Source organism: Psychrobacter sp. (genome assembly GCF_030454045.1).
Lineage (GTDB): Bacteria > Pseudomonadota > Gammaproteobacteria > Pseudomonadales > Moraxellaceae > Psychrobacter.
Genome location: NZ_JAKDJE010000054.1, coordinates 1 through 20,571, shown reverse-complemented (window position 1 = coordinate 20,571; position 20,571 = coordinate 1). Strand labels below are relative to the sequence as shown.

Genomic DNA, 20,571 nt, shown 5'->3' with positions numbered 1-20,571 from the left:
ATATCTATTTAGCAGCGACGATTATCCATTTACGGTAATTGTCAACACACCCTAGCGCGTACCTATGAACTTATGACGTTTATTTAACCATTGTTTTATGCTGCCTTTTGACAGTATTTAGGTCTACACAATTAAATTTAAATAGTTACGCTTGACTATTTAGCCCTGAATGTACTGCCATGTCAGTACCAAAATGACGGCGGCTACTGTCCAAGCGACAACGCCTAACAATAATGCCTTATATAAGCTCATATAACTGATGCTAAAAAATACCACCAAGGTATAAATCAAATGCGGTATCACACCCAGCATACTAAATATCAGGGCAACCCTTAAATCAGTAGGACTGCGCTCAGTACCAACAATGAAGTGACTGATGAGCGTAAACGTGGGGAAAAGAGGTGCAAGCGCCGCCAGATAAAAAAATCGCGTTTGTGCAAATAATTGAATTGCCAATACCATCAAAGCGCCAATGAGCATTTTTAGCCAGATCATGATGGATCACTCTCCTATTGAGTATGACGGGCTGAACATAGCCCAATCAGCCATCATACTAGAGTCTACAAACTGACATAAGAGGCATCGCTGATTAATTGACCCATGTGATAAAAAAATGCAAAAAACCCCATTTAGCTACGCTGCTAAATGGGGCTAGTACTTTTATTAAGAAAGCTTTTACGAATTACTTAATCCTTTTTTGGCTTTAGTGCCGCGCTGATGTCTGCTAGCAATGGGGGTATATCATGCTTATCTGCGATGACCTCAATCATTACTAGCTTATCGGTAGTCTCGGCAGCTTTGTTTAAAGCCGCTTTTAGCTCACCTGCTGTTTCTGCTTTGAGTAGTAAGCTATTCGCTTCGGTTGCGCCAAACGCTTTTGGCATGATCTGCCAATCGCATTTTGGGATATCGTTGTAGTATTGGTTTTCACCATGAATCGTACGCTCTACGGTATAGCCGTCGTTATTGATTAGGACGATGACTGGATTGATACGCTCTTGAATCATGACCGCCATTTCTTGAACCGTCAAGAGCGCCGAGCCATCACCAATCAGTACAACGCTGCGTTTATTCGGTGACGCGATAGCAGCACCTAAGCTTGCTGGTAATGTATAGCCAATCGAGCCCCACATTGGCTGCCCATAGGAGGTCACCCCTTCTGGCAAACGCACATCACTGATACCAAAATAGGCGGTACCTTGCTCAGAGAACACCAAATTATTATGGTCTAGGCGATCAGCGATAATATGCCAAAGATCATCTTGGCGGATCGCTTCATCGTCTTTGCCGTTTTGCTCATGCGGCTTGACGGGCTCACAAAAGGGTTTGGGTACAACATTGATACCAGAGGTCATGACTTCATGCAACGTCTGTAACGCATCCTTTAATGCAATCGGGGCAAAATTCTTACCACTGATAGAGGCACGCTCATAGTGCAGGTCGACCACCGCGTCCTCATCGATATCTTGACTAAACCCTGCGGTGGTCGTATCGGTGTATTGCACCCCTACTTTGATCAGACATTCGCAGTTTTCTACCGCGTCTTTGACAATGGGACGCGAGGCAACGCCTGCATAAGTCCCTGCCCAGCGCTCGCTATTCTCATCAAGTAGCGTCTTGCCCCACGATAGCGTGGTATAAGGCACGTCAGTATCGGCAATCAACGCTTTGAGCTGCGGCTGTAGTCCCAAGCGATGCACCATGAGATCTGCCATTAGCGTTGTGGTTTTGTTTGGTAAAAACTCTGTTAGCGCTTGCTTGAAATCCGACAACGCAGCTTGGCTTGTGATGTCTTCTTGGCTGTCATCAAGCTTGGTGGTTGGCGGATAAATAGGCTGACGCGCAACATCAGGTGATAGCAGCAGATAACCTGGGCGATGCTTTTTGAGAATCAATCGAATTACTCGATCAATTTCTGAGGCGGCATTTTCAGGCGTCAGTTGCGCGCGGGCTACCGTGACAGGCTCAACCATTTTGATAAAGTGGTTGAATACCCCGTCGCCAAGCGTATGGTGAATACGGCGTTTGGCATCTTGTAACGCGGTACTTGGCGCACCCACAATATGCAGTACTGGCGCATACTCGGCAAAAGAGCCTGCGGTCGCGTTAATCGCTGACAGCTCGCCAACACCAAAAGTGGTCACCATAGCAGCAAATCCACGCTCGCGGGCGTAGCCATCAGCCGCATAACCTGCATTTAGCTCGTTAGTATTGCCCACCCAGCGCAGCTTCTCAGAGGCGAGAACATTGTCCAAAAAGGTTAAGTTAAAATCACCTGGTACGCCGAATATCTCAGAAGCCCCTGCTTCTGCAACACGATCAAACAAATAATCAGCGATGGTATACTGTTGACTCATTTTTTATCCCTATACCTTATCTTTGTAAGTATTGATAATTGTGAATGTAATTAAAATGGAATTATAAGAGGCATCCCAGCTTATTTATGGATCACAAATCTTTTGGAATACATATTATAATAAACCGTTATAACATACATTTGTAAGCAGAGAATACGCCTATTTTAATAACTTTAATTTTTTTTGCTCTAAGTGTTGACACATCAAAAAAACTGCGTATAATACCTCGTCATCATCTAGACGATAGATTGTTTATCAGATGATTTAGCGGGATTAGCTCAGTGGTAGAGCATAACCTTGCCAAGGTTGGGGTCGAGAGTTCGAATCTCTTATCCCGCTCCAAATATTTAAAAAGCCTCACTTCTCTTTATACGAGCAGTGAGGCTTTTTTTTGTCCATTTTTCGGGGGCGGTTCAGTTTTGTACGCCTACGCCGCGGTGAAAAAGGTCAAATGCCAAAACCTGTTGCCGATATGAGCTCTATTTGGAGTCCAAGCGAGAAAGCGATGGTTGATAATGCGCTGTCTGTGTCATTTATCGGGTCTGTGGAGACGATTCAGCCAAAGCTTGCTGAGTTTATCGACCACTACCAACCTGACGAGCTGATTGTTACCGCTAACGTCTATGACCAAGCAGCACGTCTACGCTCATTTGAGCTCATCTCTCAGTTAAATTTGTTTACTTTACAAGGTGATGCCGCCGTTGCATAATAATCAAAAGCACTAATTGGAAACCTGACATGGAAGCTACCCCTGTGATTGCAGCATCGTTGTTTATTGGCAGCTCTATATTTTTATATATAGTCGCCTTTATTATCGTTCTGGTATTTTTTGGCTATTTAACTTATCGTGTCAGCCCGAAAGGCAAAGCTCGGCGTGAAGAGCGGCGCAATCGTGATAGACGCCGCTAAATTTAATATTCACTTTAGTGTAAATAAAAACCTCCTACTCTAGCGAGAAGGAGGTTTTTATTTACTCTGCTTTATTTGCTAAACAAATAGCACGCCGTCCTCGGTTTGATGCGCCTTTATATCAACATCATAAACCGCGCTTAATTGCTCGCTATCCATAACCGCATTAGGCGAGCCTTGAGCCACAACTTGTCCATTATGTAATAGCACAACGGCATCGGCATAGCGATGTGCATGAGTCAAGTCATGTAATACGACTAAGATGCTTTTATGTTGACGGCGCGCCAGATCACGCAAATAGGTTAATAAAAAACGCTGATGGCGAATGTCTAAATGGTTGGTTGGCTCATCGAGCATCATAATGTGCGTGTCTTGCATCAGCGCGCGCACGATAGCTAAACGCTGTTTTTCGCCCCCTGATAGAGTCTGTACTCGCGCTGATAGCAAATGACATAGCTCAAAATCCTCAAGCAAGCGTCTAGCCTGACTCACGTGCTGAGCCTTTGGTCGTTGATACCAAGCTAGATTAGGGGATACGCCTAGCAGCACATAATCTAATACGGTCAATGGCAACTCAAAACGCTCATGCTGTCCGACCCAAGCGATATGACCATGGCGCATGACCTCATCAATGGGCTGACCATGAACGCTAATCTGTCCATCAGTTTTAAGACCTGATCCGGTATGCTGCCCTAATATAGCATGTAGCAAAGTGCTTTTTCCCGCTCCATTAGGGCCAATAAAAGCCACTAACTTGTGGCTAGGTAGCGTCAGCGAATTGACGCTTAATAGCACTTTAGCGCCATGAGCGATATGAATACCTTGTAAGCGTAGCAGCTCAGTATTATCTTCATGCTCATGATAGTCTATGGTAGTGGTTGTAGCTGCCGTAGCAGTTGAATTGAACATAGAGGGCATCCTTGATAATTACTTGATTAACGACGGCTACTACGTACAAACAGCCAGATAAAAAACGGGCCGCCTAACAGCGCCAGCACAATGCCAACGGGCACATCTATTGGATAAGCCACATGCCGTGCCATACCGTCAATCACGAGTAGCAGCATCGCGCCCAGCCAGCCCGACCATATCATTAGCCGCATCCGTCCACCGCCAAACAAGATAGCTAGCAAGTTGGGCACCATCATGCCAATAAAGCCAATCACTCCGGCCAAAGATACTGCTGCTCCCGTTAACAAAGCTGAGGCAATAATTACCAGACAGCGGCTCAAGCCAACCTTTATCCCTAAAGATTTTGCCGTTGTTTCACCTAGCATTAACCCATCTAGTTGACGACCCAAAGGCAGTAAAATAATGAGTCCTAGCACCATAGAGATAATCGAATAACGTAGCGGCACAAAGCCTGCTTCTGCCATACTACCTGATAGCCAGTTGGTCGCGGACCTAAGTACCATATCATCAGACATAAATAAGATTAGGCTCACCACCGCCGCGCAAAAGGCACTAATGACAAAGCCTAAAATCAGTAGCCCCATCTGACCGCCGCCCAAAAACCTATGACAGCCTAGGATAAACAAACAGACAATCACACTACCCATAAAGGCGGCAAAGGGAATACCAATACCGCTGACCCCAAAAGCAAGCACTAGCACCACGCCCAGTGCCGCACCGCCTGAGGTACCGATAAGACTTGGATCAGCCAGCGGGTTTTCAAATAATGCTTGCAATGCAGCGCCGCTCACCGATAGTGCCATACCAACAAGCAACGCTGTAACCACACGCGGATAGCGCAATTGCCAAATGGTCTCATCTAAGTGCACCGGGCTTGACCACTCACCAAAGCCAATACCCAATCCCAACCAAACCAGCAGCAATGACGCTAGAGCTGCTAAGACATAGTAGACGCTCTGCTTATATTTAGAGGGTATATTCAACGCGCCGACATGAGAGCGACTCTGACTTTTGGAAGTGGCACTGTTTGACATAAGGATATCGTCTGTAGCGTGATAAATGAGGAGTTAAACCGATGAATCATGACAGTAGAGGTTTAGAGTGCCCGCTACTTTGCCATATCGTGTAGCGATTTGATGGCCTTTGGAGAGTTTAGGCCGTAGCGTAAAAACTTATCGGCAGGCCAAAACTCAACCTTATTATTTTTGGCGGCATTACTTACGGCAATCTCAGGACGCTTACTAAACTTACTGACGCCGCCGATGATCTTTTGATTATGATCGGCGATGATAATCACATCAGGCTTGGCAGCCAGCCAGCCTTCACGCGACATAGGTTTGAGTCCTGAGACATTCGCCGCATTAATCCCGCCTGCCCGGCGAATCAGCTCATCCCCCACCGTCCCTTTGCCTGCGACAATGCGCCCATCATAGCTTAAGATATAGCGTTTGCCCGTTTTTGCTAACGGCTGCATGTCCTGAGACCAACGATCTGCAAGTTGTTCAGCTTCACTGCGGTTACCGATATAGATACCTGTCGCTTTGATGCTATTGGCAAAATAATCGACGCCCTCTTTTGGCGCTACGTTAGCGGCTTTGACATTTAAGTCATTGAGGCGCTGATAGACACTAACCGGCTGCACCATATAACTACCAAGTACCAAATCAGGCTTAACTGCCAACACGGACTCTGCGGTAATGTTGCGGTGCATCCCCACTTTTGGCACATCTTTTAAGGCAGGATGGCTATTGGTCGCATCTTTGCCCACCAGCTTGTCGGTCGCACCAAGTGCGACGATGATATCTGCCACATCAGGACTCATGGCGACGATGCGCTCATAAGCTTGTGCCGATAAGGCAGTCAGCGCGCAGATACTGCCAACAAAAAAAGATGATATGAGGCGGGAGCGAGAAAAAGAAGATGATAATTGCGCGAACATAAACGTTCCTTGTAACTGTGAATCATAAAAGAGGAGTCATGAATGGCTAACAGCCCTTTCATTAAGCAGGCTGCGCCGGATTATTGTGCATGGCAGTATGCTGCGCCTCTGCATTCAGCCCTTGTGAGAATTTAGCCACAATATCAGCAGTGATTTTTTGCCATGCTGCAAGCTCACTAGTGCCTTCCATACGCTGACCAAATACAGTCAAAATACTACTGCCAAACTGATCGAAACCTTCGATACACGTGACGATACCATCAGACGTTGGACGCTTGACGCACCACAATTGCGCCAGCTGCTTGTCTTTTAGGTGCAAAGTGAAGTTATTGTGACTCTTATCTAAGATGTTGATCCAGTCGCCCATGCGTTTGATGGTTTTTACTGTACCGGTTTGAATTTGTACCAGCCCTGAATTGCCAACAAATATCATAATAGGACACTCGCTATCACGCGCTTGCTCAAAAACAGCACTCATCGCATCAAGGCTGAGCGAATATGCAGACCCTGTAGGCGCTTGACGGTAGCTACTGGCGCGATCAACCTCAAGCTTATTTAAAATGTGATAAAACTGATGGACGTCCGTCATCTTGCGCCATCGACGCTGCAACTTGTCACGGTTATCATCACTCAATTCGTTATACTGCCAAGTCTTGGGTACGGTTGCCTCATCAAGCGTCAGCTCGGTTATATCGACCGCTTGCGCATGCTTATCGACTAACTTTTGCCAACGCGCGATATTGTCATCGCTTAAATCGCGTAAAAACACCTTATCGATCGCAGCGCCCTGCTCATCAAAAAACTGAATGCTATAAGAGGGCTTATCACTCTTGCTAAGATCTGTCACAGCAAGCATATGCTGCCAGCGTCCCATAAAAAAACGCAAATCTAAACCACCAACATTGAGGGCAATGCCCCTTTTTTCTCCAAGTTTTAGATTGTGATATGGTGCGGTTTTTTCATGGACGGCTAAGGCGTTACGTACGATACTCTCAACAGCACCGAAATTCTCTAGCTGCTCAAGCACTGCTCTGCATTGGCCACCAATATATTGGCTATGCGGTGAGGCAAGTAACAGCTCAAACTCGCTTACACCCAATACCGCCGCGCCTTCGGTCGGAAATAACATCGGTGTCACCGTTTTTTTATCTTGGTAGGCCTGCCAAAGTACCAAGTCTTTTTGGCCAAGCTGAATGGGGTGAGTCATGGTCGTATCCTCTATTAAGCAAATATAAAAGCGGCGTCTTTATGCTTTTTTAATAAAATGCCGGAGCGCTCACTGACAAAACGCATTATGACCAACTTTTTTTTATTTGTAAATGATAATAATTATTATTTGCTCATTGATAACCAATCTCATTTGTATTAATCTATGCTTACTTTGTTACTCAAAACTAAGAATTATGTAACTTATATTTACTCAAACTTCCTTATCCTTACTGTGTAAACTTATGCCAATATCTAATACTTTTAAAGTTTCTTACAAGCCTTTGAGTGCCGCTATAACGCTTGTATTAGCCGTCACGATAATGGCAAACGCGAAAGCAGCAGATCCTTATCAGCTCAATAGTCTTGCTGATAGCGAGCAAAGCTTGGCAAATAGCGCCATGCCTAGCACCGTACTTGATCCTATTGTGGTAACTGCCACCCGTTCAAACCGAGCTCTTAGCGACGCCCCTGTCAAAGTAGATGTCATTAGCAGCAAGCAAATCGAGGATAATCATGCGCATACCCTAAAAGAGGCGCTAGAATTATTGCCTAACGTTTATCTCAAGCAAGTACATGGCAAGACGGGCTATGAAGTCAGTATGCAGGGTTTTACAGGCGATCAGGTTTTAGTATTGATTGATGGTCTGCCTATCACCGCCAGTACAGGCTCGACAGTCAATCTCAATCAGTATATGACCATGGATATCGAACAAATTGAGGTGGTTCAAGGAGCGGCATCCGCGCAATTTGGCAGTGCAGCAATGGGCGGAGTGATTAATATTATTACCAAACCTATTAACAAAACCAAAGCTTATGTCAATACCGAGCTTGCCACCAATGGCGATCAAAACCCTTCAGGTAATGATATTGATGCCAATAAACGCTTTATCGCTGCCGGCATCGAAGGAGCACTGGATCCAGCGCAGCGCCTGCAGGCCCGTCTGTCTGCTTCTTATTTAGATGATGATGGCCTAAATACCGATACCGCGCGCTGGCCACGAATCAAAGACGCTAGCGAACAAACGCAGGTAACAGGACGTCTCAGCTATACCCCTGATGATCGTACTATGCTTACGCACTCAAAGCTGTGGGCTGAGGCGAGCCGCTATAGTGAGGACGATACCAGCCGCTTTAATCTCCGTGTGGCGCAAAATATTTTGCCGCAGCAGCGTGAGGAGTCGATTAACAAGGATCGTATCAGCATCGGTGGTAGCACTGATATTCATCTCAATGAAAATACGCAAACCTATCAGTTATCTGCGCAAGCATTATATGAAGACTATCAAAGCGACTCAGATACCCTATCCAATGAGGTGCTTGCATCAGCGCGAAATACAAACATCACCACCGCGCTAGGTCAGGTGCAGCTTGATTTACCAGCCATCGATTCAGGTGCGCATATGCACTTATTGCAAGTAGGCGGACAGGTGCAGCGCGACACCCTATCTCAAACCAAAAACAGTATCAGCGAGCTTATCAGCGATGAGGTCAGCCGTGATATGGGCGAGCTATACCTCCAAGATGACTGGCTGATTGGTGCTCATTGGGAGATACTCACGGGCATTCGTTATCAAGATGATCAAGACTTTGGCGATCATGTGGCACCAAAAGTAGCTGTCAAATACAACCGTACGGACGCAAGTGGACGCGATCATATCTTTCGCGCCAGCGTCGGCAGCGGCTACCGTGTGCCCAACTTAAAAGAGCGCTATTACGTCTTTGACCACAGTAATTTGGGCTATAAAGTCATGGGCAACCCTAGCTTACAACCTGAAACCTCAACGAGCTATCAAGTCGGTTATCAAGGGCAGATTGGTGATGATTTAAACCTATCCATTAACGGCTTTTATAACGATGTGGAGGACTTAATCCAAACGGATAACGAAAACGCCATTATCGAAAATGGCATCCGTATTTTTCAATATACCAATATCGATAGTGCCTACACTTATGGCGGCGATATTGGCATCGATTGGCAAGTGGATGATCGCGCCACCCTACAAGCCACATACGCCTATCTAAAAACCAAAAATGAGAGCGCCAACAGCGAATTAACTTACCGTCCTAATCATAAAGTCATGCTGGCACTCGATTATCAATTGAGTGATACATTGCAGCTTATTCCTAGGTTGAACTACGAGTCTAAGCAGCTGATTGATACTGACGCGCAGTCCTACTCACCATCATGGTGGACGCTTGATAGTCAATTGAACTACAAGATTGATGATAATTTTAGTCTGTATGGCGCGGTGAATAACATCTTTGATACCCAGCGTGATGTACGCGATACCAGTGATTATCGCCCGATTGACAACCGTGAGTGGCTAATTGGCGCACGTTTTAACTGGCAATAAGCTGGATCACAAAATCTTTAACCCTTACTTTCATCGTTTTACTTAATATCATCGTTTTATTCAACAGGAGCTTTTTATGTCATCTTATTTACGCCTGACCAAAACATCTGCCTTAGGCGCACTCAGTGCCGCCATATTAGTTGCGCTAACCGGCTGCGGTAGTGATAGCGATAACAGTAGTAGTGGCGGTTCAACTACGGCACCACCCACGGCTACGGCGAGCTTTAGTCAAAGCGCTGAATGGACGATCAGTGGCGCGAGTCTCAACCCTAATGTGCAGACTTGTTTTGATTTTGACAGTGATAGCGAGGTGGACTGTAGTAGCGCCACGTGGGACGTTAAATTTGATAATCAACAACGCGGGGTCAGTCTTTGGTCAAACAGTGGCAGCTCAGGCGACGGTGATGGCGGCGTGTTTGGATTGATGGATTGGTCAGAGCTAAGCGCTTATAACAACGGTATGCAAGACCCAAAAACCAATAGTGACATCACGCACCATTATAACGAAGATAACAGCGGCGGTATTTTTGATAGTGACTCATGGTACGCTTATAATATTGCAGAAAATCATAAGCTATATCCTAATAACCGCGTGTACCTTATCACAACAGACCATACCGATCCGGCCACTGCCAGCAGTGTGCAGCAGCCTATTTATGCCATGCAGATTATCAACTACTACAATGAAGCTGGAGTATCTGGCCACCCAACCGTGCGCTGGATTGATACCGCAATGCCGCGCGCCGATCAAGTCAAAACCAAGACCATTGACGCCACTAGCAACACGGAGTGGACTTATCTGAATCTAAAAACGGGTAACATCGTTGATGATGCTACAAAACAGTGGCAGGTGGCATTTAGGCGTGACAGTGTCAAACTAAATGGCGGCGCGTCCGGTACCGGTAAGGTCGGTGGTTTTGTCGCCAATACTCCAGACGGCTACTATGATGATAAAGACGAGCCTATCAAAGCTAAGTTCATGACTGACAATAAAGAGCAAAGCCTTGCCAATCTATTGAATGTCACAGACTTTGATACGCCAAAATCAGCACGCAGCTGGATGGTGGATAGCGACAGCTCAGATCTAAACCCGGGCTACACCGGCACTTATCCAAACCTCGATTTTGGCTGGTACACTTATAATGGCATGACTCATCAACTCAGTGCAAAACCTGATGACATAGCTCAAGGCGCGCTGATCCGCTCAAACAGTGGTGATAGTTATGCGCGCATGCGTCTGACACAGATTAATTATCCTGATGCTACCACCACCAAAGCCACCTCTTGGGTATTTAAATTTGATGTCCAGCCTGCTGAATAAATAAGATAAGTCATCAGGTTTATTAAAAATACAACTTCATATAAGCAAAACACCAGCCATAGTTATTATGGCTGGTGTTTAAGTTTAAAGTACTCCCCAATGTCTAGACCAAATTATCATAAAATTAAGATAGAATTGGGTTAATAAAACGATTCATTATCCGAACTATTGTTAGCCAGATAAACCTGTTGTGCAGGAGTATGGTAATCGAGCGACTGATATAAACGCTCATGATTGTAAAACTCGAAATACTCTTTCAAACCTGCTCTTGCCTGACTGACTGTCTCAAACTGTCGCAAATAGATGCTGATAAATAGCGTCTAGTCCCATTTGCCGTAGTAATCGCCTAACTCGCTTTTCTCCCACTTGATAGCATAGTTGCCTCAAATACGCTGTCATGCGTTTAACCCCATAAAATGGGGTCTTGGTGTACTAAAACCCTTGTTATCAGGTTCTAGCAGTTGTTTACAAGTGCTCAGGGTAGCTGTGAGGACTTTTTTTAAGCCAGTCTCTTTCACTTATGACTTGCCCTAGTTGCCTATGTAGTTCATCGATAATAGCTTGCTGGGCTTGTTCGTTGGCTTGCTGTTTGGTATTGAATGCAGTAGGAATAACTGCCAAAGCCTGCTTTTTCCAGTTGCTGATTTGGGTTGCATGAACCCCATATTCTGCGGTTAACTCGTTGAGGGTTTTGTGTTCTTTGATGTCTAGGTTGAGTAGCGGATAGGCTTGACCAAACCCGCCAGTGCCGGTATCAGCCAGCGCGCAAAACGTTGGATGTAAAGCAATTTTTAGCACTTCTGAGTTGTCACTGTTTGACATAAGACTGGTCGTGGCCGCTTCGATATGTTTGAGAATCCCCAGCACCTCAAGATAGTAAGTCTTGCCAGCAGGTGTGAGAGATATTCGATGCGGTGTACGATAAAAAAGTGATAAGTTTAGCATCTCCTCCAGCTGAGCCACTTGCTTACTGATGGCGCTTTGAGTCATATGCATCTCTTGTGCAGCATGATTAAGAGTAAAGCTCAAGCGCCGCGCCGCTGTCTCAAAACACGGTAACGCAGTTGTTGAAGGATATCTTCTAAACGCTAATGGGTCTGAGTCTCTGTCTTCATATCTGCCTTCTAGGACGATCGCCAATAGACCTTCATCACCATGTCTTGCCGAGGTAAGCCAAATTGAGCTTTGAGCTGACGTCTCAACGTTTTGGCATCAGACGCTTCAAGTGCGCCCCACACCTTATCAATACTGAGGGACAACTCACTGAACAATATATCTATTGTCGATGAGATGACCTGAGCAAGGTCTATGGCGGATGAGTTTACAATATGGCGGATGTTGGTTTGTTTAAAGTTGGTGGTTTTTGTTAATGATGCGCTCAGCTCAAGATTGTTTAAATAGTCAATATCTGCGGCATCATTGGTGACAGCAATGACAATTGGCGCTATCGGATTTTGCCAAACCTCTAACAAATTGGCCACGGTCGGCATTGAGGTTTCATCACAGATCAGCAAACACTGTCCGGTCTCAAGATGGGCAACCTTTTCAGGATAATCACGCACGCTTTTGATCTTGCTATCAGCTTGTAATGCTCTTGCCCAGTTACCCCCTGGCGTATCTCCATGAATATAGGTATCAACCCAGCCATAGACCGTTTGGCTATTGGCATCTTGCCACGCTTTTCTGAGCGTATAATAACGCTGCAGTTTTGCTGATGCACTGATAGTTTGATCCCTCTTTTGGGTGTCCGCAGTCAGCTCAAACAGATACGCGTAGCCGGCATGATTCAGTGGCGTGTCGCTCGGTGCGCCGATCACCAACCGAAACATATTTGGACTGGCATAATACCCATCAATCACCGTGAAGTCACGCTCTTGCTGCTTTATTGCAAGTTTACCAAGCTTTTTTGCCGCCACTTGCAATAGGTGAATGTATTGCGACTTAATGGTGACAGTCTCATCAACAAAGTCATCAAATGCAATAAAATAACGATCGAGCGCTGCCGCTTCAGATCGAGCCTGATAATGTGCTGGATTGTCTATTGATAGTTTTTCTAAAGGATGCTTACAGGTTTGTAATAACAACCCATCATGATAAACCTCTGCGATCTGAACCAGCAGATCGTCACCAACCTTGGTATCATCAAAGGCTTCCACAAACATCGCCAGCTCATCTTGATGCTCGTCATTCACATGATTCATAAACTTGATTTTGGTTGCCACGGGCAGTGGTACTTTATCAGTATAAACGCTATCACAGATTTGGGACATAACCGACCCCTTATTTTAAAATTGATGGTATAAAAAAGACGCGATAAGGCGCTTGAGTCACTCGGGCGTCTTATCTACTCATTGTTGTACTAAAAATGGATGTGCTAAAAATAAAGGCGTATCCAATAACGCTAAAGACAAACGAAAACGCTCTGGTCTCTTATCAGAGACCAGAGTCTGTTAGGATTTTTTTAGCGGCATCTGTTAGACGACCCTATTTGCAGGGTTTACTCTAAAACCCCTTGGCCTTATCAGCCGTAGTGGTATAAAAAATATTAAACGCACTGTTTGCCCCAGTCTTGACCACTTTGCCATCTATCAAGGCACTGGCCTCAAAATCAATGCCGCCACCTGCGCTTTCACCACTGGCAATATTGGGTAGCGTCAGTGAGCGCAACACCACTTTTTTATCAGTCACCGCGGTGTCTGATTTGGTCAGCTTCGTACCGCGCGGTTTGACGACCTCCCCTTTGATCACTGCTTTAGACAAATCATCATAAATAATGTCAAAGTCTAATAACTGCGCCTGCTTAAGCTGAGCTTGTCCATTAACGACAGGGATACCGACGAGCGACTTACTACCGCGGTGAATCATGCGATTGTCCATCACTTTGCCATTATCCAGCGCTCGTGCTTCAGCAGCAATTGAGCTGGTACGATTCATCAGCATGACTTTATAACCTGGTACAGCTGCTTTACCCTTTCCATCAAATATATCATCGACCAGTTCTGGAGCGTTGCTAGCGTCATTAATTACGATGCGCGCTGAGGTTTCAGATACAGGATAGTCCTTGCCAGCAATGGTTAAATAACGCGTGTCTGCATAGCTGCTCTGTGTTTGCATAATCCCAGTGGGCGTCAGATGAGCGGCAGCCGTTTGTGCAGACACAGCGGACGTGCTTTGACACCCTGCTATCCCAAGAGAGAAGACAGCAATAGAGGCGAGTATGGTTTTAGATAGTAGGTTTCCCCCAAAGAGGCTGGACTGATATATGACATAAGCGAATCTCATAGAATAATGGGTTAGATTGAGCATACAGGATAAGACATTAACAAATAATATTGATAATGATTATCATGTGCATTATTATTACGACATTGTAACTGGTTGTCAATCCTTACTCGCCAGCAACTGGCACTGATTAATGTCTATCTTTTACTTTTATCAATTCTTGCAAACGCTCACTCAGTGTCTCAGCCCTCCTCAAATTCATCACAAAGGATAATAATGTCAACACGCCTTAAAAACCTTGTAGTAGCGGCTATCCTCCTAGGAGCCATCATGTCCGTAAGCCATGCCAAACCCGATCTAGAAACCCCTGTCAATATGAGTGTGTTGCACGCAAAGGACAGCGGCTATCATTTTACCCATCACACTTTTAGCGCGCCTGCCCCTAATATCACCGTCTCAGGCACAGACAATGAATTATCAGCACAATGGCAAAATTATGCCAAATCGCGCCACTATCAAGTGTGGTTGGGCATCCCTAAAACGCAAGCTGATGCTCACCCTATAAAGACGCCAAAAAACGCGGGCAAGGTAATCTACATGCTCGACGGTAACGCCGCCATTGATGACCTCGATAAAGATTTTTTACGTGCGATTTCTCACGCTTCACCGCAAGAGTCCGCGCCCATCTTGGTTTTCATTGGTTACCAGACGCCTTATCGTTTTGATGTTGATGCCAGAGCATACGATTACACCCCGCCGTTGCTATCAGCAACAGCAGGTAAAAAAGATCTCTTTAAAGAAGATGGCAGAGACAGATTGAATGGCGGCGCGGCGCAGTTTTATGACACGATTGAGCAGCAAGTAAAACCTTGGGTGTATGAGCAGTTGGGCACCAAGCCCGAGCAAGAAGCGCTTTGGGGTCACTCGTACGGCGGTTTGTTTGTGCTGTACAATTTATTTGCGCATCCAGATGCTTATCAACATTACTTTAGCGCTGATCCGTCGCTGTGGTGGCAAGAAGGAGAGATGATAAAATACTGGCAAGCATATCAAGACCTGCCTCCATCGAGACTGGCTGAACTGGCCAAAACCAAGCAATTGCGCCTCAGTTTTAGTCAATCGCCAAAACAAACTGCTGCCCTATCAGACAAACGGCCCAATCTGGTGGGTGCTCCTCTTAGCAAACAGGCATTTGCTGAAGAAGTCTGTGCTTATTTTCAGGATAACTGTCGCTATCAAACGTTTGAGCAGTCCCATGGCGAGGTATTTAAAACCTCATTATTAGAAAGTTTAGAACACTTTTAATGTCAAAGATATGAGCGCCCATTGATCAAGCGTGACTGATCATTATGTTTATATATTTATTTTTTACTTGTTTGCTACGTCACTATTGACCAAGCAAAAAATGCCTGTCAGTTCTGTCAGTCACGCAGCTTTTCATTCACTTTGACCCAATTATTTGACCTGCATGGCGCACTGTCATTTTAGCGTTTGCTCTACTCGGCATCATCTAATAACTGATTGAGCTCATCTACCATGACATCATCGATGATGTTGGCTTCTACATAGCTGACCATCTCATCGATGGTGGTCAGATCCATCGCTCTAATGCCCAAATCCGAAAGCTGCTCGTTGATAGATGCTAAGCTGTCATTATCATCAGAGTCGTCCAACAAGTTTTCCTCAAAACGACCTCTCACAAACCAATACATTCTTTCTAGTACGGTGTCTTTTTTGGTCAACGTAGAGTAGCCATCGCCATAGATAAACAAGTTGAAATGATAAGGTATTTCCACATCATTGATGAAAAAGTTACGTTGGCACTCTAGTGTATAAGCTTGAATCTCTTCGCTGGCAGTGCTGTCATCATTTTGAGTGTCTTCATCATACTCAATCGCTTCTTCTATCAATCCGCCCAGCAGTTGATAGCCACCCACTTTGATTTTGTGATTATAAATGATAGAGGAGTCTGCAATTGCCTCAAAAATAACGGCACTGACATCCAAAGTATGGTTATCAATATCATAAAATGCCTTTAGTGCTGGCAAAAACTCCGTCAACTTGTCTTCAGGCACCTCAATGAGAAACTGCTGCTCGTATATCTTGATCATGTCTTCAGGCGCATAGGTATTCGCCGTGTCGGTTTCATTTCTGCCAGTGGGCTGTAGTGGTAGGAAATTATATGGATTATCTTTGGTCATTCGAGACTGCCTTTTTGCTTAAATGATTACACTGCTCATATATTTACAGTATGTTAGATGCTACTAGATTTTGGTAGTCCATACTCTGCATGATAGAGGACGTCCGCGTCTTCAATCGTTAATCGATAGCTTTTGAGGATAGCGCCATGTGGCAAGCTGTTTTCATACAGCTGATAATGCTCACAAATACTTTCTTGAATCACAAGCTCACGCTCGCTCTCATCTAGCTTAGCAAACCCCTCAGGCAAACGTACTTGCGCAAAACGTGCCGTCGCACCGCAAGATATCCAGTTTACTCCGCTCGTAAATGTAAAATCTACTTCAGCTCGTAAGCTATATTTGGGCAAGGTAGTAGAGCCATTTGTTAAGTTCTCTTTAATCTGAGCAATATCTTCTGTGAATGGCTGATACGGTATCTCAAGTACGGCAAATAGCTTTTCTAAAAACTCATCTGCGGTAAAGTATTTGTCCATATAGCTGCCATCAAGCCCAAGATGCTTATTGGACAATACATGGCGCAAGCGGTCGCAGGCAGGAATGGTGTGCTTGAGAGGATAGCCCATCGCTCTGACAATATCTTGCGAACGTAGCTCAAGTGTGGCTATCTGATTGATCACATAGTGTGCTAAGAGATGGCGTGGATGATAACGGCGGGTATATTGAGATTGGTTAGCAATGTGGCTCATGATATTGAACACCTCAGACTCCTATAACTCCGACGAAAAAGGTTGAAATACGCCCAAATAGGCAAAAAATCAGGCACAAATGAGGGTGTCGGAGTACAGGCTCATGCGCTTTACCAAGGTTATTTTATATCGTGCTGGAAGTTGCAAGGTTTGTTATGCTGCCATGAGACTGTTGTCACAGACGGCGATAACAAAACTGTTAAACCCACGATAGATCATTCAATGATGATAGCACAACAGATGCGATAAAATAAATAGCGTTATGTTGAGTTATTTTTCACTGGTACACGACTAGGTTCTTAAATGAAAAGCATCTTATGTTGAATTTTAAAATTACCTTTATTTATTACTTATTTTTCATGCACTTCCCTTTTCTAGGGCGTTCATACTGAGCGTTGAGTTAACAATTCTTATCAAAAAACAACTTTTACAATCAACCTCGGCTTGCTATCTTGCCTCGCAACCCTTGTATTCTCAAAATACCTGCCCCACTTTGACTTATCACCCGCTGTATAAAAGCGTGTCCCTGTTTTAAAAATAGTGATAGAAATGAGAACGATCACAGACAAACAAAGAAAATAGCGTAGATAATATGGAGATATTGACTAGCTATTTGACGCCGTTTGGCAAAGATTTAGCCATTTTTAGCCCATTTAGTGATAAACGTTTGAATTAGGGACACGCCCTAGCACCTGCTTTGTATTGGATTTTATGACACATAACCTTGAGGCGAGCGCGAACGCTCGCCGCACTCAGTATTTTCAAGTATTTTTGATGGGCGTCAGTGCCTTTATTATGAACACCACAGAATTTGTCCCTGTGGCGCTATTGAGCGATATCGCCCAAGACTTCTCTATTACCACAGCAGAAACGGGCTGGATGTTGACGCTCTATGCTTGGATTGTGGCAGCGATGTCATTGCCGCTGATGCTGCTGACCAGTCGATTTGAGCGTAAAAGTCTTCTTTTGGGTCTGTTCGCCGTCTTTATTGCCAGTCACGTGCTGTCCGTCTTTGCTTGGAGCTTTGACGTACTGCTTATCAGCCGAGTCGGCGTTGCGCTGTCTCATGCGATATTTTGGTCCATTACAGCAGCGATTGCCATCCGCGTCGCCCCCAAAGGCAAGAAAGCCATGGCACTGAGTGTGCTCGCAACTGGAACGTCGCTTGCAATGGTACTCGGTGTGCCATTAGGACGCTTGGTCGGACAGTGGTTTGGTTGGCGGGCGACATTTGGCGGTATCGGTGTCATTGCGCTTGTCGTCTTTATTTTGCAAGCGAAGCTATTACCCACGCTGCCCAGTATGTTTGAGGGGTCTTTTAGAAAAATTCCAGAGCTACTCAAAAACCCCTTACTGGTTTGTCTGTATTTACTGATCTTACTGGTCTTTACGGCACACTATACGGCCTACTCTTATATCGAGCCGTTCATGCGTCAGGTCGGCAACATCAGTGAAAATGCGGCGACTTTTGTATTATTGCTATTTGGTGCCGCTGGGATTTTGGGCAGTATCATATTTAGCCGTTGGGGTGATAGATTCAATACCCAGCTAATGCTGATGTCGACGATACTGATACTGGCTGCGATGCTGACGTTGCTATTTGCCGTGACCTCGGTATGGGCGCTCGGTATCAGCGCCATACTGTGGGGAACCGCGCTGATGCTTCTGATTATCTCGATGCAAGCCAAAGTCATTATGGTCGATGTCAATGCACAGGACATGCTGATGTCGATGTTCTCAGGTATTATTAATTTGGGCATTGGCACAGGTGCGCTGTTTGGTGGGTACGCGGTCACGCACATCTCACTATCTAGCGTGGGCTACGCAGGCGCCGCGATTGCCAGTGTGGCGCTCCTGCTGATGTTATTTATGATAAAGCGCTTCCCTGAGTTAAGTAAACGTCTTGGCTGATGGCTAGTGGCTCGTGACTAAATAGCAACTTCCTCAAAAATCCACTTTACCGCGTAAGGCTTTGGTTTTGCCGCGCTGAGTTTTTTGATCGACGCGTTTGCGTTTGGCATTTCGACTGGGCTTGGTCGGCCGTCTGGTTTTATTGACATGCGTGGCTTTATTGATAAAGCTTTGTAGCCTGTCAAATGCATCGATTTTGTTACGCTCTTGCGTGCGAAACTGCTGCGCTTTGATGATGAGCACGCCTTCTTTGGTGATACGGCTGTCTTTGCTATCTAGCAAGCGCTGTTTGTACGCATCACTCAGGCTTGAGGTGTGTATATTAAAGCGTAAATGGATGGCAGAGGACACTTTATTGACATTTTGCCCGCCTGCGCCTTGTGCGCGTATGGCGCTGATTTCCACTTCATTGTCATCGAGGCTAATATGGTTGTTGATAAAAATCATAATGTGTTTTTATATACGAGTAGATATGGCTCATGATAAAGCATTATAGATATACCTGCTACTTTACCGATAACTGCTGTCTCTCCAAAAGTTGACGACTGCGCGCAATTACTGGCGCATCGACCATCTCGCCATCTATTTCAAATACCGCTTGCCCACTTTTCTCGTACGCTTCTATCACCCGCGTTGCAAACTCAAGCTCACGGTCTGTGGGATGTAAGTACTGCTGCACAGTGGCAACTTGCTTAGGATGAATACACAACATCCCTGCCATACCCATTTTTGACCACAAATTTACTCGATTACTTAACCCTGACTCATCTTTAAAATCAGGATAAATGGTATCGATTGGCGGCGATAGCTGATGTACTTTTGAGGTCAAAATAAGCTGATAGCGAATCTGATTGGCAACTATCTCGGCTGATGGCGTCCCTACTTGTACTTGTAGATCATTACACAGATCCAAAAACCCATAGCTAAACGCCGCCAGCCCGCCTGCTTTTGCCATGCTATCGATTTGGTATAGCCCGATGGCACTCTCTATCAAAGCGATTAAAGGTAAACCTATCAGCTGATACACACTTTCGATATCTTCGGCGCGCTCAGCCTTAGCCAGTAGCACGCCAGCCACGTTAGGCATTTGCTGACAGAGCACAATGTCTTTAAAAAACTCCTCACTACCCGCTTGATTGATACGCAGCCAAATGGGCCGATAAGTTTGCTTTGCATTTTGCTCATCGTAGTAGTTTTTTAATGCGTCTCGAGCCGCCGCTTTGTCTTGCTTGGCAACGGCATCTTCCAAATCTACGATGACGGCATCTGCCCCACTAGTAAAGGCTTTTTCTATTCTATCGACTCGCGTCGCTGGTACGAACAGCCATGTTTTATTGTGCGAAATAGTTTTAACTTGATGATTGGTCACTGAATCCATGCTTGACGCCTTTTAATTATTTGACAGTATTATGACACGATGCCGCCTATTTTTACTTCACACTAACCGTCTATTCAATGACAAAGTAGGAAGAGTAGCTATGCAACTCCCTAAAAATAGGTGTAATGGACAAAATTCATGCTAAAAAGTAGGTGGTAGTCGCTAATGGACA

The 20,571-nt window shown here is 45.2% G+C and carries 18 protein-coding genes, 1 tRNA gene and 2 pseudogenes; 7 read left to right on the top strand and 14 right to left on the bottom strand.

Annotation, left to right across the window (positions count from 1 at the left end):
* Window positions 1-159 precede the first annotated feature (159 nt).
* Both L0G63_RS10075 and L0G63_RS10070 read right to left on the bottom strand, forming a co-directional pair.
* Entirely contained in the window at window positions 160-495 is a 336-nt protein-coding gene (locus L0G63_RS10075; protein WP_301450528.1) for a GlpM family protein, read from the bottom strand.
* Window positions 496-686: 191 nt separating this feature from the next.
* On the bottom strand, window positions 687-2,357 hold the full coding sequence (locus tag L0G63_RS10070; protein ID WP_301450527.1) for an alpha-keto acid decarboxylase family protein: 1,671 nt from the start codon (window positions 2,355-2,357) through the stop codon (window positions 687-689).
* A 267-nt stretch (window positions 2,358-2,624) separates the two neighbouring features.
* On the opposite strand from L0G63_RS10070, the gene L0G63_RS10065 reads away from it, so the two are divergent.
* From L0G63_RS10065 to L0G63_RS10055, 3 genes are all read left to right on the top strand, one after another.
* Window positions 2,625-2,699 (top strand) — tRNA-Gly (locus L0G63_RS10065).
* 49 nt (window positions 2,700-2,748) lie between these two features.
* Window positions 2,749-3,066, top strand: a complete 318-nt coding sequence (locus L0G63_RS10060) for a hypothetical protein (protein WP_301450526.1) — start codon at window positions 2,749-2,751, stop codon at window positions 3,064-3,066.
* 29 nt (window positions 3,067-3,095) lie between these two features.
* Window positions 3,096-3,266 carry a hypothetical protein gene (locus L0G63_RS10055; protein WP_156923993.1) on the top strand — a complete coding sequence of 57 codons (171 nt, stop codon included), beginning with the start codon at window positions 3,096-3,098 and terminating at the stop codon, window positions 3,264-3,266.
* 78 nt (window positions 3,267-3,344) lie between these two features.
* On the opposite strand, the gene L0G63_RS10050 is transcribed toward L0G63_RS10055, so the two are convergent.
* The 4 genes from L0G63_RS10050 to L0G63_RS10035 all read right to left on the bottom strand — a co-directional run bounded on the left by L0G63_RS10050 (window position 3,345) and on the right by L0G63_RS10035 (window position 7,324).
* Window positions 3,345-4,175 (bottom strand): ABC transporter ATP-binding protein, encoded by an 831-nt coding sequence (locus tag L0G63_RS10050; protein WP_301450525.1) that lies wholly within the window; start codon window positions 4,173-4,175, stop codon window positions 3,345-3,347.
* A 26-nt stretch (window positions 4,176-4,201) separates the two neighbouring features.
* Window positions 4,202-5,212, bottom strand: a complete 1,011-nt coding sequence (locus L0G63_RS10045; RefSeq protein WP_083603531.1) for an iron ABC transporter permease — start codon at window positions 5,210-5,212, stop codon at window positions 4,202-4,204.
* Between the two features lie 74 nt (window positions 5,213-5,286).
* Entirely contained in the window at window positions 5,287-6,117 is an 831-nt protein-coding gene (locus L0G63_RS10040) for a hemin ABC transporter substrate-binding protein (protein WP_301450524.1), read from the bottom strand.
* A 61-nt stretch (window positions 6,118-6,178) separates the two neighbouring features.
* Complete coding sequence (locus L0G63_RS10035) at window positions 6,179-7,324, bottom strand: ChuX/HutX family heme-like substrate-binding protein (protein ID WP_301450523.1); 1,146 nt, start codon at window positions 7,322-7,324, stop codon at window positions 6,179-6,181.
* A 322-nt stretch (window positions 7,325-7,646) separates the two neighbouring features.
* Here L0G63_RS10035 and L0G63_RS10030 point away from each other — a divergent pair, with 322 nt between their 5' ends.
* Both L0G63_RS10030 and L0G63_RS10025 read left to right on the top strand, forming a co-directional pair.
* On the top strand, window positions 7,647-9,680 hold the full coding sequence (locus L0G63_RS10030; RefSeq protein ID WP_301450522.1) for a TonB-dependent siderophore receptor: 2,034 nt from the start codon (window positions 7,647-7,649) through the stop codon (window positions 9,678-9,680).
* 76 nt (window positions 9,681-9,756) lie between these two features.
* Window positions 9,757-11,001, top strand: a complete 1,245-nt coding sequence (locus tag L0G63_RS10025; RefSeq protein WP_301450521.1) for an HmuY family protein — start codon at window positions 9,757-9,759, stop codon at window positions 10,999-11,001.
* Window positions 11,002-11,141: 140 nt separating this feature from the next.
* On the opposite strand, the pseudogene L0G63_RS10020 reads toward L0G63_RS10025, so the two are convergent.
* From L0G63_RS10020 to L0G63_RS10005, 4 genes and pseudogenes are all read right to left on the bottom strand, one after another.
* A pseudogene (locus L0G63_RS10020) lies at window positions 11,142-11,763 on the bottom strand (IS3 family transposase).
* 132 nt (window positions 11,764-11,895) lie between these two features.
* Window positions 11,896-12,141: pseudogene (locus L0G63_RS10015) on the bottom strand (LysR family transcriptional regulator); the annotation flags it as partial.
* On the bottom strand, window positions 12,126-13,271 hold the full coding sequence (locus L0G63_RS10010) for a siderophore-interacting protein (RefSeq protein ID WP_301450520.1): 1,146 nt from the start codon (window positions 13,269-13,271) through the stop codon (window positions 12,126-12,128). The pseudogene L0G63_RS10015 and the gene L0G63_RS10010, both read right to left, overlap by 16 nt.
* Before the next feature lie 232 nt (window positions 13,272-13,503).
* Window positions 13,504-14,160: a hypothetical protein gene (locus L0G63_RS10005; RefSeq protein ID WP_301450519.1), complete on the bottom strand. Its 657-nt coding sequence runs from the start codon at window positions 14,158-14,160 to the stop codon at window positions 13,504-13,506.
* 393 nt (window positions 14,161-14,553) lie between these two features.
* Here L0G63_RS10005 and L0G63_RS10000 point away from each other — a divergent pair, with 393 nt between their 5' ends.
* Window positions 14,554-15,528: an alpha/beta hydrolase gene (locus tag L0G63_RS10000; protein ID WP_301450518.1), complete on the top strand. Its 975-nt coding sequence runs from the start codon at window positions 14,554-14,556 to the stop codon at window positions 15,526-15,528.
* 191 nt (window positions 15,529-15,719) lie between these two features.
* On the opposite strand, the gene L0G63_RS09995 is transcribed toward L0G63_RS10000, so the two are convergent.
* Together L0G63_RS09995 and L0G63_RS09990 are read right to left on the bottom strand one after the other, a co-directional pair.
* On the bottom strand, window positions 15,720-16,424 hold the full coding sequence (locus L0G63_RS09995; protein WP_301450517.1) for a hypothetical protein: 705 nt from the start codon (window positions 16,422-16,424) through the stop codon (window positions 15,720-15,722).
* A gap of 53 nt (window positions 16,425-16,477) precedes the next feature.
* Window positions 16,478-17,110: a hypothetical protein gene (locus tag L0G63_RS09990; RefSeq protein WP_301450516.1), complete on the bottom strand. Its 633-nt coding sequence runs from the start codon at window positions 17,108-17,110 to the stop codon at window positions 16,478-16,480.
* Window positions 17,111-17,821: 711 nt separating this feature from the next.
* On the opposite strand from L0G63_RS09990, the gene L0G63_RS09985 reads away from it, so the two are divergent.
* A complete protein-coding gene (locus L0G63_RS09985) occupies window positions 17,822-19,021 on the top strand; it encodes a sugar transporter (protein ID WP_301450515.1) in 1,200 nt (399 codons plus the stop codon).
* A gap of 33 nt (window positions 19,022-19,054) precedes the next feature.
* Here the strand turns inward: L0G63_RS09985 and arfB are convergent, their stop codons facing one another.
* Together arfB and L0G63_RS09975 are read right to left on the bottom strand one after the other, a co-directional pair.
* Window positions 19,055-19,468, bottom strand: coding sequence for an alternative ribosome rescue aminoacyl-tRNA hydrolase ArfB (gene arfB, locus L0G63_RS09980; RefSeq protein WP_301450514.1), 414 nt, complete (start codon window positions 19,466-19,468; stop codon window positions 19,055-19,057).
* 58 nt (window positions 19,469-19,526) lie between these two features.
* On the bottom strand, window positions 19,527-20,399 hold the full coding sequence (locus tag L0G63_RS09975) for a CoA ester lyase (protein ID WP_301450513.1): 873 nt from the start codon (window positions 20,397-20,399) through the stop codon (window positions 19,527-19,529).
* Window positions 20,400-20,571: the final 172 nt, after the last annotated feature.

Excerpts from the sequence above, each read along its gene's own strand:
- L0G63_RS10070 (WP_301450527.1), bottom strand. The coding sequence starts at position 2,357 with ATGAGTCAACAGTATACCATCGCTGATTATTTGTTTGATCGTGTTGCA.
- L0G63_RS09990 (WP_301450516.1), bottom strand. The coding sequence starts at position 17,110 with ATGAGCCACATTGCTAACCAATCTCAATATACCCGCCGTTATCATCCA.
- L0G63_RS10045 (WP_083603531.1), bottom strand. The coding sequence starts at position 5,212 with ATGTCAAACAGTGCCACTTCCAAAAGTCAGAGTCGCTCTCATGTCGGC.
- L0G63_RS10050 (WP_301450525.1), bottom strand. The coding sequence starts at position 4,175 with ATGTTCAATTCAACTGCTACGGCAGCTACAACCACTACCATAGACTAT.
- L0G63_RS10010 (WP_301450520.1), bottom strand. The coding sequence starts at position 13,271 with ATGTCCCAAATCTGTGATAGCGTTTATACTGATAAAGTACCACTGCCC.
- L0G63_RS09975 (WP_301450513.1), bottom strand. The coding sequence starts at position 20,399 with ATGGATTCAGTGACCAATCATCAAGTTAAAACTATTTCGCACAATAAA.
- L0G63_RS10075 (WP_301450528.1), bottom strand. The coding sequence starts at position 495 with ATGATCTGGCTAAAAATGCTCATTGGCGCTTTGATGGTATTGGCAATT.
- L0G63_RS10035 (WP_301450523.1), bottom strand. The coding sequence starts at position 7,324 with ATGACTCACCCCATTCAGCTTGGCCAAAAAGACTTGGTACTTTGGCAG.
- L0G63_RS10000 (WP_301450518.1), top strand. The coding sequence starts at position 14,554 with ATGTCCGTAAGCCATGCCAAACCCGATCTAGAAACCCCTGTCAATATG.
- L0G63_RS09995 (WP_301450517.1), bottom strand. The coding sequence starts at position 16,424 with ATGACCAAAGATAATCCATATAATTTCCTACCACTACAGCCCACTGGC.
- L0G63_RS10055 (WP_156923993.1), top strand. The coding sequence starts at position 3,096 with ATGGAAGCTACCCCTGTGATTGCAGCATCGTTGTTTATTGGCAGCTCT.
- L0G63_RS10030 (WP_301450522.1), top strand. The coding sequence starts at position 7,647 with ATGGCAAACGCGAAAGCAGCAGATCCTTATCAGCTCAATAGTCTTGCT.
- arfB (WP_301450514.1), bottom strand. The coding sequence starts at position 19,468 with ATGATTTTTATCAACAACCATATTAGCCTCGATGACAATGAAGTGGAA.
- L0G63_RS10040 (WP_301450524.1), bottom strand. The coding sequence starts at position 6,117 with ATGTTCGCGCAATTATCATCTTCTTTTTCTCGCTCCCGCCTCATATCA.
- L0G63_RS09985 (WP_301450515.1), top strand. The coding sequence starts at position 17,822 with ATGACACATAACCTTGAGGCGAGCGCGAACGCTCGCCGCACTCAGTAT.
- L0G63_RS10025 (WP_301450521.1), top strand. The coding sequence starts at position 9,757 with ATGTCATCTTATTTACGCCTGACCAAAACATCTGCCTTAGGCGCACTC.